Source organism: Thermonema rossianum DSM 10300 (assembly GCF_000426825.1).
In the GTDB taxonomy this organism is placed as follows: Bacteria; Bacteroidota; Bacteroidia; order Cytophagales; family Thermonemataceae; genus Thermonema; species Thermonema rossianum.
In genome coordinates this window covers 39298-53495 of sequence record NZ_AUGC01000017.1, presented here as the reverse complement: position 1 = coordinate 53495, position 14198 = coordinate 39298, and the positions used below count along the sequence as shown (strand labels likewise).

Sequence of the window (14198 nt, the reverse complement as noted above, 5' to 3'; positions counted from 1 at the left end):
ATGGTTCCATCTTTTTTGAGTACAAATCTGACCAAAACAGTTCCTTGAATATGGCGCCTTTTGGCTTCGGGGGGATACTGCACGTTCTCTTGCACATAGGTGCGAATTCTGTTGAGTTCCTGATGCAACTCCTCCTCATTATCCACCCCAAAGGATTCTACCGGTCCTGTGGGTTCCTGTGGGGGCGGCGGTGCTATCACAGGCGGTTCGTCGGTTACAGGCAGCGCAATCACCGGCGGGGTGTCTTGCTCTTGCATTTTTACTACTTCTTCTCTCTTTTTTTCATCGGGCACTTCCGCCAACTCGGGCTCTTCGGGCTCTACCATTTGAGCCGAAGACGGTGACTGCACACCAAAGGGAATGTACTTGCCGACTACTTTCTCAACCTCCTCTGCCTCTAAAAATAAAAATACTCCCAAAGCAAAGGATAACCACAAAAAGCGAGATTGTAAAAAGCCGGATTTTTCTTTCTTTTTCATGCCTACTTGTTTTTAACATAATACAACTACTATATACTGCAAAAACAAATATTTAGCCAACTTATAATTAAGCCGGTTGGTTAAAACAAAAAAGCCACCCTTCCGGATGGCTTTCGTTTGTCTTTTCAGCACACATTATTTTAGCCTAAAGGTAATAGGCATATTCAGCTTTACATCTACCGGGCGCCCACGTTGCTTGGCAGGTTTCCAGCCGCTGGTGCCTTTCAACACGCGTATCACTTCCTCTGCCAAGATGCCGTCGCCTAAGTCACCACCGCGCAGCACTTCCACTTCGCCAATAGTTCCATCTTTTTTCAGTACAAATTTGACAAAAACAGTTCCTTGAATATTGCGCCTTTTGGCTTCGCGGGGATACTGCACGTTCTTTTGCACATAGGTGCGAATTCTGTTGAGTTCCTGATTCAACTCCTCCCTATTATCCACCGCAAAGGATTCTACCGGTCCCGAGGGTTCCTGTGGGGGCGGCGGTGCCGCAACCGGAGGGCCGTCAGTCACGGGCGGCGCAATCACCGGCGGGGTGTCTTGCTCTTGTATTTTTACTACTTCTTCTATCTTCTTTTCATCAGGCACTTCCACCAACTCGGGCTCTTCGGGCTCTACCATTTGAGCCGAAGGCGGGGGTGGCAACTGCACCGTAGGGGGAATGTACTCGAGGGTTACCTCAAATACTTCCTCCATATCTTTTTGCTCAATAGTTTCTTGCTTTTCATAGGTGCGCCACTTGAAAGCTACCAGCACCAGTGAAAGCGAAAGCACCAGCCCCAAGGCAAAGAATAGCCCTGTATAGCGCTCCGGGTCCACTTCCGGATTCTTCTTATACAGAGGCACCTCTGTGTTTTTCTCCGGAGCTTGCCGCGGAGTCTCCTGTTTGCTTTTTTCTAAATCCATAGCCCTTGCTTTGAACTTTTTAACAGTGTAAAACTTCTTATAATACTCTGATTGATTTGTAATTATATACGTTATACTCTGCCAAATATACAAAAAAGACAGCTTAAAGCAATAAAGCCCCCAATAAAGTTTCTTTTTTGCATGTAAGGCATTACAAAAATTTGTATTGGTTTTATGATTGCAAATTTTAAACAAGCCCACTCAGAGCTTGTAAATTAGCACAAAAAGCATCCACCCCAACAATACCCCTACCGTATTCATCAGCAAATCTTCCCATTCGAAAGTGCGCCCTACCGAAGCAAACTGCAATACTTCCAACAAAGCACCATACAGGATGGCTGTGACGATGGCTACCCGTTCAGCATAATAATGTAAGTAAAGGAAAGTAGTTTGCTTGCGAAACCCCACAATAAGCATCAACACCCATACCATAAAAACAAAAGCATGTGCCACCCTGTCGAAGAGCAGAAGATCGCCTGTAGGGGGCATCTCTTGCCCGGGCAAAAGCACCAAAAAGGCAATGAGCAGCCCCCATAAAATGCCAAAAAGGTTGTAGCGAACAAACTCCATGCTTTAGATTAGGCCCCTATCAGTTCGCGATAAGCCTCTGCATCGAGCAGCTCATCCAATTCTGCCAAATTGGTAGGTTTGATTTTCACTATCCATCCCTCGCCATAGGGGTCTTGGTTTACCAACTCGGGCGCATCTACCAAAGCAGGGTTGACTTCCAGAATTTCACCACTGACAGGCAGGAAAAGGTCAGAAGTAGTTTTTACGGCATCTACTGTGCCAAAAACAGCCCCGGCTTCGAGTGTTTCGCCCACGGTGTTCACTTCTACGTAAACGATGTCGCCCAACTCACTTTGAGCGAAGTCTGTAATGCCTACATAGGCAACTTCACCTTCCAGGCGAATCCATTCGTGTTCGCGCGAATAACGCAAATCATTAGGTACGTTCATGATGGTTATTGTTTAATGCGTTGAAACTTTTGTCTATGGCAAATATATGCAAACAGAAAGGTTTTAAAAATCCCTTTTGCTTGTTCTCTTTTCGCGCAAAGGCAAGGTGACAGCCACAAACCAGTAAAGCGTTACGCCGGTGGCAACCAAGGAAAGCAGCAGCACGCCCCAATGTACATGCTGCACAGCATCGGGCGCCAACTCCGGAAAAAAACGCTGTTGAAAGCGCATAAGCAACAAAGCCACGCCGTTGTTGACAAAGTGCCCCCACATGGCCAAGAGCAGGTTGCCGGACCAGTAGTAAATATAGCCCAGCAAAGCCCCCAAAATCCAACGGGGCAGCAAACCTAAAAACTGAAAATGCACTACGGAAAAAACAAAAGCGGCAGTCCAGATAGCCACATGCGGGTTGCGTAACCACGCCAGCAAACGATTTTGCAAAACCCCTCGAAAAAGTAATTCCTCACCCACCGCGGGTAATAACACAATGGCTAAAAAGCCCATGAGCGATTGCCCGGGTCCTTCGAAGCCTACCAGCAACTTGGTAAGTGCCGCCAACTCCTGTTCTTTCTGCACAGCCCACTCGCCCATTGGCAAGCGGTGGTTCCAATATTCCAAAAAAGAAATGGTGGGCAGCAATACAATAAGCAGCAGTGCTACCAGCGCCCAGTGCATGCTTTGATTGGCTGCATCGTCTGCACACCAATGTTTGCGTTGCAAGCGCTCTACGCCATACCAATACAGGAAACTACCGCCGAAGAAGCCGCCCGCGGCTGTCATGATTTGCAAAAAAAGCAAGGCAGAACGGGCCTGATGGGCATTGCCCCATTGCGCCGGTGCCGAAACCATATACTCCAGCTCTTCCAAAGGAAGCCCGTAAGCTACTTTTAGAATAAAAAAAGCGATAAACTGCGACAACACCATGCAGGCAAATACCAATAAAATCAAAGAAAGCAGGCTTTGCCAAGTGGCAGTGCGAAAAGGTAAAGGTTCAGCTAATTGCATATTTTACAGTAAATTTGCGTTCTCAAATAAACACATTTCATTTTTAAGGCACAAAGTTATGCAAAAACATCCGGTACGCATCGGTTCGGTAGAGTTGGAAGACTTCCCCCTGCTGCTGGCGCCCATGGAAGACGTGAGCGACCCGCCTTTTCGGGCAGTGTGTAAAGAGCAAGGTGCCGACCTGGTTTATACGGAATTCATTCCGGCCGACGGTTTGATTCGCCATGCCGACAAAGCCGTGCAAAAGCTCGATATTTATGATTATGAGCGCCCCATAGGCGTACAGATATTTGGTTCGGAAATAGAGCCCATGCGCGAAGCGGCCCGCATAGTGGAAGCAGCCCAACCCGAAATACTGGATATCAACTATGGTTGCCCGGTAAAAAAGGTGGCTTGCAAGGGCGCCGGTGCCGGCTTGCTGCAAGATATTGACAAAATGCAACGCATGACCGCCGAGATAGTCAAGCAGGTGCAGCTGCCTGTAACGGTAAAAACCCGCCTGGGATGGGATGAAAAGTCGATACGTATTGTGGAAGTGGCACTTCGCCTGCAAGATGCAGGCATCAAAGCATTGACCATTCACGGGCGCACGCGCGTGCAAATGTACAAAGGGGAAGCCAACTGGGAACCTATCGCCCAAGTGAAAGCACACCCTGACATAGAGATTCCTATCTTTGGCAATGGCGACATAGACTCTCCCCAAAAAGCGCTGGAATACCGGCAAAAATACGGCGTGGACGGCATCATGATTGGGCGGGCAGCCATAGGCTACCCCTGGATTTTCCGCGAAATCAAGCATTACTTTCAGACCGGCGAGCTATTGCCCCCACCCACACTCGACGAGCGCTTGCGTGTCTGCCTCAAACATCTTCGGTTTGCCGTAGAGTGGAAAGGCGAACGTAAGGCTATTTTTGAGATGCGCCGGCACTACACCAATTATTTCAAGGGGTTTTCACACTTTAAACCGTTCCGCACGCGTTTAGTAGAAGCCGGCTCGCTGGCAGAAGTAGAAGATATTTTGGCTGAAATAGAACATTTCTACACGCATGAACAAGCACCTTTTGAAAACAGTGCCTCCTAAGCAAGAGACCGGTTGGGTTTCGTGGTTGCTGCTTTTAGCCCTGGCACTCATTTGGGGCAGCTCTTTTATTCTCATGAAGAAAGGTCTAAGTGTCTTTTCTCCCGTACAGCTGGCTGCCATACGCGTCAGTTCGGCTTTTAGTGTGTTATGTGTGCCGGCACTTTATCATTTGCGCCGCCTGCGTCATGTGCCTTGGGCTATGTTATTTTTGTCGGGCTTGCTGGGCGTATTCATACCCGCCTTCCTTTTCGGCTATGCACAAACTCACGTCAGCAGTTCTACTGCCGGCATCCTTAATGCTCTTACTCCGGTATTCACCTTCATTGCAGGGCTTTTTATCCTCAAGAGTCAAGCAGTAAGCCGCTATAAACTGGCGGGGGTCATTGTCGGCTTGCTGGGCTCGGTCTTTCTTTTGTTGAGCCGCTCGGGAGGACGTGTCAGCATTGACGCCTATGCCCTGCCCATCGTGGTGGCTACACTCTGCTACGGCATCAACGGCAACCTCATCAAGCGGTACTTACACCACATGAAGCCGCTGCATGTATCTACTCTGTCGTTGCTTTGCATTGCGCCTTTTGCTTTGACTCTTTTTTGGTTTACCGGCGTGCCCGGCATGCTGCAAACCGGTGATAGTAACACTTGGCAGGCATTCTTCTACCTGTTTCTTTTGGGCACCATGAGCACAGCCATCGCCTTGATTCTGTTTAATACGCTCATACAACGGGCTTCGCCTGTTTTTGCCAGCTCGGTTACTTATCTCATTCCCATAGTAGCCCTTTTTTGGGGCATTGCCGATGGTGAAAATATCGGATGGATGCATCTCATAGGCATGTGCTCTATCGTAGGGGGCGTGGTGTTGATTCACCGCGGATAAAAGTCTTCTCCCGGCATGTGACCGGACTCCAAAGAAAAAACCTGCGGGGGGATTTTTCAGCATCCCGCAGGTTCAAACAATATGCTATCGCAATGGCAGCCTCTATGCAGTAGCCAGAACGCTGCTAAGGGCTTTTTCTATCTTGGCTTTCAACTGTGCCAGTTCGTCTTCGGTCCAGGTGATGCGTACCACGATGGAAATCAAACGGCTCATTACGGCATCGGACTGCGGTAACTGCAGGCTTGCGTAATCTTGTGGCGGGGTGATGGTGTGCACATATAACTTGGCCGGGGCTTTCATTTCGCGAATGTGCTCCCAGTTTTTGATATAGTGGAAATGGTTATCATACCAATACTGCACACCTTCCACACCCTCTTTGCGCAAAGCAGCCACCACGGCACGCGCAGTAGCCTCATCGGGCAAGAAGAAATCCATGAAAGTAGCGGCATCGCCGGCTTCGTCAGGGATATGACGGAAAGTGACTTCCGGGAATTTTGCAAGGCTTTCTTTCAATGCCTTTTTGTTGGCACGCTGACGCTCCAGGATATAGGGCATCTTGCGGAACTGTGCCAAGCCGATGGCAGCATTGATTTCGCCAATACGATAATTAAAGCCAATAATGGGGTGCCCTTCCATGCCGCGGTTGTCGCCTATGTGGTCGTGCCCGTGGTCGGAGAATTGGTGCGCACGCTCATAGATTTGCTCGTCGTCGGTAATGAGCGCCCCGCCTTCGCCACAAGTGATGATTTTAAAGAAGTCGAAAGAGAAAGTACCGCATTTGCCAAAAGTACCCAAGGGCTTGCCTTTGTAGCTACCGCCCAAGGCTTGTGCCGTGTCCTCAATCAAAATCAAGTTATGCTTCTTGCATACTTCCATGATTTCATCGAGGCGTGCCATGCTGCCACACATGTGCACCAGCATGACGGCTTTGGTCTTAGGCGTGATGACTTTTTCTATGCCTTCGGGCGAAAGGCAGAGTGTTTCGTCTATTTCGGCAAAGACGGGCACGGCGCCGGCCAACAATACGGCCTCTATCACTGCCACATAAGTAAAGGGCGGCACAATCACCTCATCGCCGATGCCAATGCCACAGGCTGCCAGGGCAATGGCGTCGGCAGTAGAACCGCTGCTGCAGGCATGCGCAAAGCGCACTCCATGATACTGCGCCAGTGCTTGTTCAAATTCTTTGGCTTTCCAGTGGCCTTTTCGCTGTGCATCGAAATTATAGCGAAAGAGAATGCCTGTATCGAGTACGTCTTGTACTTCTTTGCGCTCTTCGGCGCCGAATAATTCAGTTCCGGGCATAATTCTTTTCTTTTTAAGTGTTTTTGAAACAAATAAAGAACAGCAGTAAAATTAAAGATTTTGCAACTATCTCAAATAGGTGACTTGGGGGTTAGCTGTAAATGCTCCCATATTTTTTTCAGATGCGGGTACTCTTTGGCTAAGTAGCGCAGTTTGTCTTTGGTAGAATAAAGCGTGGCAGCATCATCAGATGCGCTGTCTTTGATCTCTATCTTGGCTTCAATATCGTAGGATTGGCCGGTGAGTTCAAGCAGACGCTTGCGCCAAAGTGGTTTATACTCTTCTGTCAGGTGAAGCAATGCACGGCTTTCCACAGACAGGCAGATGGTGTTTTGCCGCACTTCATAAGGTTTCGAAAGCAAATAGTGCAGTTGAGCATCGTCTTTGTGCTCCTGCGCGAGCTGTTGCCATGCCTCCTGCAACGAAACGGCGGGTTCTTCTACCGTCAGGGGGCTTGCCGGTGTGGCAGCCGGCACTTCTTTGCCGCTCCCGGCCGGCTCGTCTGCCATTTTCTTCTCTTTCTGAATCTCGTCCAGTTTGGGGGTGGTGCGCACCTTGCGGGGCACAGCAGGGCGCCGTGCCGGGTCTGCTTCATTCAGTTCATTTTTTTTTTCCTCCACGACCACCGGCCGCTTGGCAAGCTCTATGGCATCTTGCAGATGCGCCAGCTTAAGCAACAAGAGCTCCGTGTGTACACGGGCATTTTTCACCGAACGGAATTCCAATTCAAACTTATGAGCCAGATTGAGCGCCGTCATTATCCATGAAGGTGACAGGCGTTGGGCTTGTTCTTGAAAACGCAACTTGGCGGTTTCGGGCACCTCCAATAGCGAAAGCGTAGCCTGTTCGCGGCTCATCAACAAGTTGCGCAGGTGCTCTTCCAAGCCCACTACAAATAACTGTGCGTCGAAACCTTTACGCAATATTTCATCCAGAACGAGCAATGCTTCGGTCGTTTGCCGGTTGAAGAGCATATCCACCACACGGAAGTAATAATCGTAGTCAAGGATATGCAGGTGCTCCAAAGCACCGGCATAGGTCAGTTTCCGGTCAGTGGAAAAAGTAACCAGCAAATCGAACATGGACAAGGCATCACGCAAGCCGCCGTCTGCCTTCTGTGCAATCAGGTGCAAAGCCGCTTCTTCTGCCTGAACCCCTTCCTTTTCAGCAATGCGCTGCAAATGGCGCACCATATCGCTTACTTGAATGCGGTTGAAGTCATATACCTGGCAACGCGACAAAATCGTAGGTATGATCTTGTGCTTCTCGGTAGTTGCCAAGATAAAGATTGCATAAGGCGGGGGCTCTTCAAGTGTTTTCAAGAAGGCATTGAATGCCGCATTGGAAAGCATATGCACCTCATCGATGATGTACACTTTGTAGCGGCCATGTTGGGGCGGATAGCGCACCTGATCGACCAGGTAACGGATGTCTTCTACCGAGTTGTTGGAAGCGGCATCGAGCTCATGCACATTGAAGGATGCATTTTTTTGAAAGCTCATGCAGGCATTGCAGGTGCCACAGGCCTCTATGTCGGGCGTCAGGTTTTCGCAATTGACGGTTTTTGCCAGGATACGCGCGCAAGTGGTTTTACCCACGCCCCGCGGTCCACAAAAAAGATATGCCTGCGCTATCTGCCCGGTACGGATAGCGTTTTTAAGGGTGGTTGTAATATGCTGCTGCCCTACGACGCTGTCGAAGGTAGCAGGGCGGTATTTTCGAGCCGAAACGATGAACTGTTCCATAGCTGCAAGTTAAGAACTTTTCGGCACAGATTCCGCATCTTGCATGTAGGACGGTATGCGTGGTAAGCTGAGCAAAAATTCGGTATATCCGGCTTGTGTGTGTTTCAGGTGCACGTGCCCGCCCAGGCGCTCCATTGCCAGGCGCACTACGTATAATCCTAAACCTGCGCCGCGGGAACGGCTCCCTTTGGTGAATACGTCAAACACTTTGTCTTTTATTTCTTCTTCTATGCCAATACCGTGGTCCACAATGTGAATATGTACATAGCGCCGCCCACGGGGTACAACTTCTATATCGACCTGTACGCCTTGATAACGGTCGCAGTAGTCAATGGCATTCTGAATAAGGTTTTCAAGCACGAGGCGAAACAAGGCAGGGTCTGCCCACAGCTCCACTTCTTTCGAAACACTCAAAGACCAACGCAGCCGGTCTTTGTACAGCTCCGCGTCGAATTTTTGAAATACCTCTTCTACCATTTGCTGAAAATCTATCTGCTTGGCTACCGGCTCATGGTTGATGATGCTGTTGATGGTAAGCAGGCGGGCTAAGATATAATCCATTTCTTGTGCTGTGTGCATAATGCGCGAGAAGTATTCTGCCGCCTTAGGGTCCTCAACATCATGCAGTGCCACATTCACCAAGCCAAGCACCCGGGCAATGGGTCCTTTCAGGTCATGAGAAGCACGGTAAAGGAAACTGTCCAGGTCGTTTTTTGTGCGCAGCAACTGTTTGTAAGACTCCTTCAACTCCTGTGTGCGGGCTGCCACCTGCTCTTCCAAACTTTTATTGGCAAGACTCAACTCCCGGTTTTGCCTTTCTATTACATGCTGATAAGCCTCCAGCTCTTCGTTCTTTTCCAGTATTTCCCTGCGGTGAGCTTCCACCTCCCTGCTTTTAGCTTCTAAGGCATTCAACAATCTTTTCTTTTCTGCATAACGCCGGTAAATAATCACGACAGCCCCCAACAATACCAGCAAAGCAAAACCGGCAAAAAGTAGTATCAGCAGCTTTTGCCGCTCTTCGAGCGCAGCCAGCTGCTCTGCCTTACGTCGCAGTTCGGCTTCCTTCGTGCGTCTTTCCGCCTCATATTGAAGCTGCAACTTAAAAATTTCGGCACGCTTGTCGCCCGGGTAAATTTTATCTCTGATTCGCTCATATTCACGCAAGTGCTTGTAAGCACGGGCATAGTCTTGTTTTTTTGCATAAATGTCAGACAGCAGGGCATGTGTTTCCATGATGATGCGTTGCACGCCGGCTGCCTGTGCATGATTCAAGGCGACAAGTGCCGACTGTTCGGCTTGCTCCGGTTCTTCCCGGTGATAATACAAACGCCCTATGTTTAAATAAAAATCGGCCAGCTCGGCAAGGTTATTATTGGTTTCTTGCTCCACACGCAACCCTTCTTCAAAGCATGCTTTTGCACGCTCGTAATCTTGCAAACGCAGGTAAATTTCCCCCATATTGCGCAAAACAATGGACACACCTTTTTTTGTACCATATTGCGCTGCCATGTCTAAATACTTCTGATAATAAGCCAGCGCTTTTTCGTACTGCCCCAAGCCGCGGTAAGCATTGGCCAGGTTGTTATAACTAATGATGGTTCCCACCCAGTCTTTGCGCAAGCTGTCTATTTCAAGTGACCTTTCAAGATAGGTGCGCGCCGCTTCATATTCCCCCATGTCGTTATAAATATTCCCCAAGTTATTGTACACACGCCCCATGCCACGAACATCTCGCTGTTCTTCAAATATTTTTAAAGCCTCCAGGTAGGTTTCTACAGCCCGGGCATATTCCCCCAGTTCATAATACATATTGCCCACATATACATGCATATGGGCTGCCTGCAACGTATCGCCGGCCCGCCAATAGTCACTTTCTGCCTTTTGGTAGAATTCTTTGGCTTTTTTAAAATCACCTTTACGGTGGTGCATGATGGCCTCAATGAAGGCATCAATCGCCTGAATATGGTGGTTATTGGAATGCCGGCGTGCCAGCTCATGCAACTGCCGGCGATAGATGTGCATTTGAATCGAATCATTGGCTACAAAACGTGCCGTAAGTTTTTTCAGCACTTCGGCCTCCCGGACTGCATCATTTTGACGACGACACTCCTCCAAAGCCTTTTTCAGACTGTCCACGTCGTACTGCCCACACAGCTCACAGAAGCTTCCGGTAAAAAGAAACAAAGATATGCAAAGAGACAGCCGCCACTTCATGAATACCTGCGATAAGTAAAAGTCGATTAAATATCAAGGTACTACATTATTTACGCAAATGCAAGCGTTCGGTCACTGCCAAAGCAGCATATTGCACCCTCTTTGTTCGGCAAAGTCCATGCGTCCGGTGATACGGAAACGCCCGTCAGGTAACAGGCTGCCCATATCTTGCGTGGCAATAAAAGCACAACTATCAATGTTGGCAAGGTCAATGATATTGACTGCGCCGGCCCTTTGACGGGGGTTCAGCGTTAAGGGGTCATTGGGCTCGCGCAGCAGCACACGCATCCAAGGCGGCGCATCGAAAATGCCTTCACCTTTTGAATAAGCTTGCGAAAGCAGCTCTGTCATACCATACTCGGAATGCACCCTGCGAAGATTCATTTTTTCGCAGAGAAGGGCATGCAGTTCCTCGCGCAACAGCTCCTGCCGTCGCCCTTTCATGCCCCCTGTTTCCATGACTATTAAGCCCGACAAATCGGGCGCATGGCGCTCTGCCAACTCCAGCAAAGCAAACGAAACGCCTATCAATAAAATGCGCCGCCCATCGGCTTGTTTCTTTAACTGCTCCACCTTGCGCAAAAGCTCCTCGTAGTTATAAAGGTAAAACCCCGATGCTTCCGACCGGCTCTGCTCTATGAAATGGCGCACCATCCACACCAAAGAAGACGTTTGGCGTTCGAGATAAGAAGGCAAAAGTGCCAATATGTGAAAGTTCGACAAAGGGCCATACAGACGCTCGAAAATTTGCCGGCTTACGGTGGCATACCATGCCGGGTCTGCCACATAGTGGCGGCTGCGCTGCTGCCCGGTCGTGCCGCTGCTCTCAAACACCAAAGCGGGGGACAAACCCTCGCACAATATTTGATGATCTTTAAACAACTCAATAGGCAAAAAAGGGATTTCTTCTATTTTGTGTATCTTAGAAGCATCAAGCCCCAGCGCCTGAACAAATGCACGATAGACCGTGTTTCGCTCGTATTGATAGCGAAACACATCTAAGGCAAGCAGCTCAAAGCGCTCTGCCGTGCACGTCAATATGCGGTGCATCAGTTGTTGGCGAAGGGGGTTGTTTAGCATAAGCGCAAGGTATTTAAAGGAAATAGAAATGCATATGCAAAAATACAATATTCTGCTTGCCTGCCTATTGACAGGGCTGCTTGGTGCCTGCTATGAAAAACCCAGCTTCCCTTTGGCACCCCAAATTACTTTTAAAGAAATCACGGCCATCCCGCAGCGCGACTCTACCACCGGCTTTTACTTGGGCGACTCGGTTATTATTGCCGTTGATTTCACCGACGGCAACGGCGACATTGGTTTATCACAAGCCGATACCCTTCCGCCCTATCAGCTGTACTTAGATGAAGACTCAACGCAAATCAACCGCTTTTACTTTAACTATTTTTGCGATGTGGAACGCCGCGAATCGGGCAGCTACGCTCCCTTTGCCCTTCCGAACGGTACTACCCTCAACGGACGCATCAGTCCCATTACCGATTCGCCCAACCCTGTTGAAGGCACCATCATCTACAAGACCTTTATACCTGCCTTCTCCAATGACCTACAATACACCTTGAATCCTTACGACACCCTGCGTTTCCGTATTTCCATTGCCGACCGTGCACTCAACGAAAGTAATGTTATCTTTACCGACTCTATTGTAGTTTATCAAACCCCTTGAAACAAAAACAAAACACAGCTAAGTGCATGGAAGGAATTGTTTTTCGCTCTACCGGTTCATGGTACGACGTGCGCACACCCGAAGGCGACTTTTACAAATGCCGTTTGCGTGGCAAGCTACGCCTAAAAGGATTTAAGACCACCAATCCGGTAGCCGTGGGCGACCGCGTGCATTTTGAAGTAGAAGATGAAACAGAAAAGCGTGGCTTGATAGTAGAAATAGAAGCGCGCCGCAATTATATCATACGCAAGTCGGTACACCGGACCGGTCATGCCCACCTCATTGCTGCTAACATTGACCAAGCTATTTTAATTGCCACTTTGGCTATGCCGCGCACTTCGTTCGGTTTTATCGATCGTTTTTTGGTGAGCTGCGAAGCTTACGACGTGCCCGCTGTCATTGTTTTCAATAAAACCGATATTCTCACCGACGAAGGGCGGGATTACCAAGCCGAAATTATGGACATGTATGAGGCTATAGGCTATCGCTGTCTGGATACCTCCGTAACCGAACGTTATCATATCGATGAATTTCGCGCTTTGCTCGACGGCAAAATATCGCTGCTATCGGGGCACTCGGGTGTGGGCAAGTCCTCGCTTATCAATGCCATCAAACCGGAATTGAACTTGAAGACCTCTGAAATATCGCATTACTCCCAAAAAGGAAAGCATACCACCACCTTTGCCGAGATGTTCGAGCTGTGGGAAAATACCTTCATTATAGACACGCCGGGCATCAAAGAAATGGGCTTGGTTGATATTGCAGCACAAGAGCTCTCGCATTACTTCCCTGAAATGCGGAAGTATTTGGGCGAATGCAAATTTCATAACTGCATCCATGTGCATGAGCCGGGCTGCGCCGTACGCGAAGCTTTCGAACGGGGCGAAATAGCCGATACACGTTATCACAGCTATCTGAGCATGCTCGAAGACCACGACAACCGGCGCTGAAGCATTTTTTGAGCGCTTTACTTGCCAAACAATTTGGGGGCAAATCCGTTATTCTTTATATTCAAAATAAGACAAACCATCATCATTATGCTTGACCTTTACGAACGCACCACGCTGGAGTGCAGCAAGCTCATTACGCGGCGCTACAGCACTTCTTTCAGCTTGGGCATTCGCACCTTACACAAGCGCTTTCACGCCCCCATTTACGCTATCTATGGCTTTGTGCGCTACGCCGACGAAATCGTGGATACTTTCCACGGACATGATAAAAAACAACTCCTCGACCGCTTCAAAGAAGACACCTACCGTGCCATAGAAGAAGGCATCAGCCTGAACCCGGTGCTGCATTCTTTTCAGTGGGCTGTGCGTCAATATAAAATTGAACGCGCGCTGATTGATGCTTTCCTGCACAGTATGGAAATGGATTTGTGGCTGACACGCTGCGACCGCCAAAGCTACGAAACCTATATTTACGGTTCTGCCGAAGTAGTGGGCCTGATGTGCTTGCGTGTGTTCTGTGAAGGCGATGAAGTGCTCTATGAGCTACTGAAAGAACCTGCACGCCGCTTGGGGGCTGCCTTTCAAAAAATCAATTTCCTTCGCGACCTGCGCAGCGACTACGTCGAGCGGGGGCGCACCTACTTCCCGGGCATCGACTTTGAGCATTTCAGTGAAAAAGAGAAAAAAGCAATAGAAGACGAAATAGCAGCCGACTTTCAAGCGGGTTACGAAGGCATTTGCCGTCTGCCCGAAGGTGCCCGCTTGGGCGTTTACCTGGCTTATGTGTATTATACCAAGCTGTTCGATAAGATACGCAAGCTGCCGGCAGCCACCATCATGCAAGAGCGGGTGCGTGTGCCCAACTTGCATAAGTTTTTGTTGTTGGCAGGTTCATACCTGAAAAACTTCTTTGTGGGGTTCCCTCAGAAAAACATGCAGATACAAAGGGTGCAATCGAGCTAAAGGCACGGGTTCCGCATGGGCAGCTGCCAA

General features: G+C 49.1%; 14 protein-coding genes. 5 read left to right on the top strand and 9 right to left on the bottom strand.

Annotated elements, in window-relative coordinates; translation table 11 throughout:
* The 5 genes from K384_RS10945 to K384_RS13485 form a co-directional block, all read right to left on the bottom strand.
* On the bottom strand, positions 1–479 hold a 479-nt coding region (locus K384_RS10945; protein WP_038032289.1), incomplete at its 3' end, for an energy transducer TonB.
* Between the two features lie 135 nt (positions 480–614).
* Positions 615–1388: an energy transducer TonB gene (locus tag K384_RS10940; RefSeq protein WP_038032288.1), complete on the bottom strand. Its 774-nt coding sequence runs from the start codon at positions 1386–1388 to the stop codon at positions 615–617.
* 201 nt (positions 1389–1589) lie between these two features.
* Positions 1590–1958 (bottom strand): VanZ family protein, encoded by a 369-nt coding sequence (locus K384_RS10935; protein ID WP_038032285.1) that lies wholly within the window; start codon positions 1956–1958, stop codon positions 1590–1592.
* 8 nt (positions 1959–1966) lie between these two features.
* On the bottom strand, positions 1967–2347 hold the full coding sequence (gcvH, locus tag K384_RS10930) for a glycine cleavage system protein GcvH (protein ID WP_038032283.1): 381 nt from the start codon (positions 2345–2347) through the stop codon (positions 1967–1969).
* A gap of 63 nt (positions 2348–2410) precedes the next feature.
* On the bottom strand, positions 2411–3352 hold the full coding sequence (locus tag K384_RS13485) for a CPBP family intramembrane glutamic endopeptidase (protein ID WP_051633343.1): 942 nt from the start codon (positions 3350–3352) through the stop codon (positions 2411–2413).
* 58 nt (positions 3353–3410) lie between these two features.
* On the opposite strand from K384_RS13485, the gene dusB reads away from it, so the two are divergent.
* Complete coding sequence (gene dusB / locus K384_RS10920) at positions 3411–4433, top strand: tRNA dihydrouridine synthase DusB (RefSeq protein ID WP_038032282.1); 1023 nt, start codon at positions 3411–3413, stop codon at positions 4431–4433.
* Positions 4399–5307 carry a DMT family transporter gene (locus tag K384_RS10915; protein WP_051633342.1) on the top strand — a complete coding sequence of 303 codons (909 nt, stop codon included), beginning with the start codon at positions 4399–4401 and terminating at the stop codon, positions 5305–5307. Before dusB ends, K384_RS10915 begins: the two co-directional genes overlap by 35 nt.
* A 102-nt stretch (positions 5308–5409) precedes the next feature.
* Here K384_RS10915 and K384_RS10910 read toward each other — a convergent pair whose 3' ends face one another.
* The 4 genes from K384_RS10910 to K384_RS10895 form a co-directional block, all read right to left on the bottom strand.
* On the bottom strand, positions 5410–6612 hold the full coding sequence (locus tag K384_RS10910; protein WP_038032280.1) for a DegT/DnrJ/EryC1/StrS family aminotransferase: 1203 nt from the start codon (positions 6610–6612) through the stop codon (positions 5410–5412).
* 71 nt (positions 6613–6683) lie between these two features.
* Entirely contained in the window at positions 6684–8357 is a 1674-nt protein-coding gene (locus tag K384_RS10905; RefSeq protein ID WP_038032279.1) for a DNA polymerase III subunit gamma/tau, read from the bottom strand.
* A 9-nt stretch (positions 8358–8366) separates the two neighbouring features.
* Positions 8367–10574: a tetratricopeptide repeat-containing sensor histidine kinase gene (locus tag K384_RS10900; protein ID WP_038032277.1), complete on the bottom strand. Its 2208-nt coding sequence runs from the start codon at positions 10572–10574 to the stop codon at positions 8367–8369.
* 72 nt (positions 10575–10646) lie between these two features.
* Positions 10647–11654 carry a LuxE/PaaK family acyltransferase gene (locus tag K384_RS10895; protein ID WP_245605305.1) on the bottom strand — a complete coding sequence of 336 codons (1008 nt, stop codon included), beginning with the start codon at positions 11652–11654 and terminating at the stop codon, positions 10647–10649.
* Between the two features lie 34 nt (positions 11655–11688).
* Here K384_RS10895 and K384_RS10890 point away from each other — a divergent pair, with 34 nt between their 5' ends.
* The 3 genes from K384_RS10890 (at position 11689) to K384_RS10880 (ending at position 14168) form a co-directional block, all read left to right on the top strand.
* Positions 11689–12255 carry a hypothetical protein gene (locus K384_RS10890; RefSeq protein WP_038032276.1) on the top strand — a complete coding sequence of 189 codons (567 nt, stop codon included), beginning with the start codon at positions 11689–11691 and terminating at the stop codon, positions 12253–12255.
* A 26-nt stretch (positions 12256–12281) separates the two neighbouring features.
* A complete protein-coding gene (gene rsgA / locus K384_RS10885) occupies positions 12282–13205 on the top strand; it encodes a ribosome small subunit-dependent GTPase A (protein WP_038032274.1) in 924 nt (307 codons plus the stop codon).
* An 87-nt stretch (positions 13206–13292) separates the two neighbouring features.
* Positions 13293–14168 (top strand): phytoene/squalene synthase family protein, encoded by an 876-nt coding sequence (locus tag K384_RS10880; protein ID WP_051633345.1) that lies wholly within the window; start codon positions 13293–13295, stop codon positions 14166–14168.
* Positions 14169–14198: the final 30 nt, after the last annotated feature.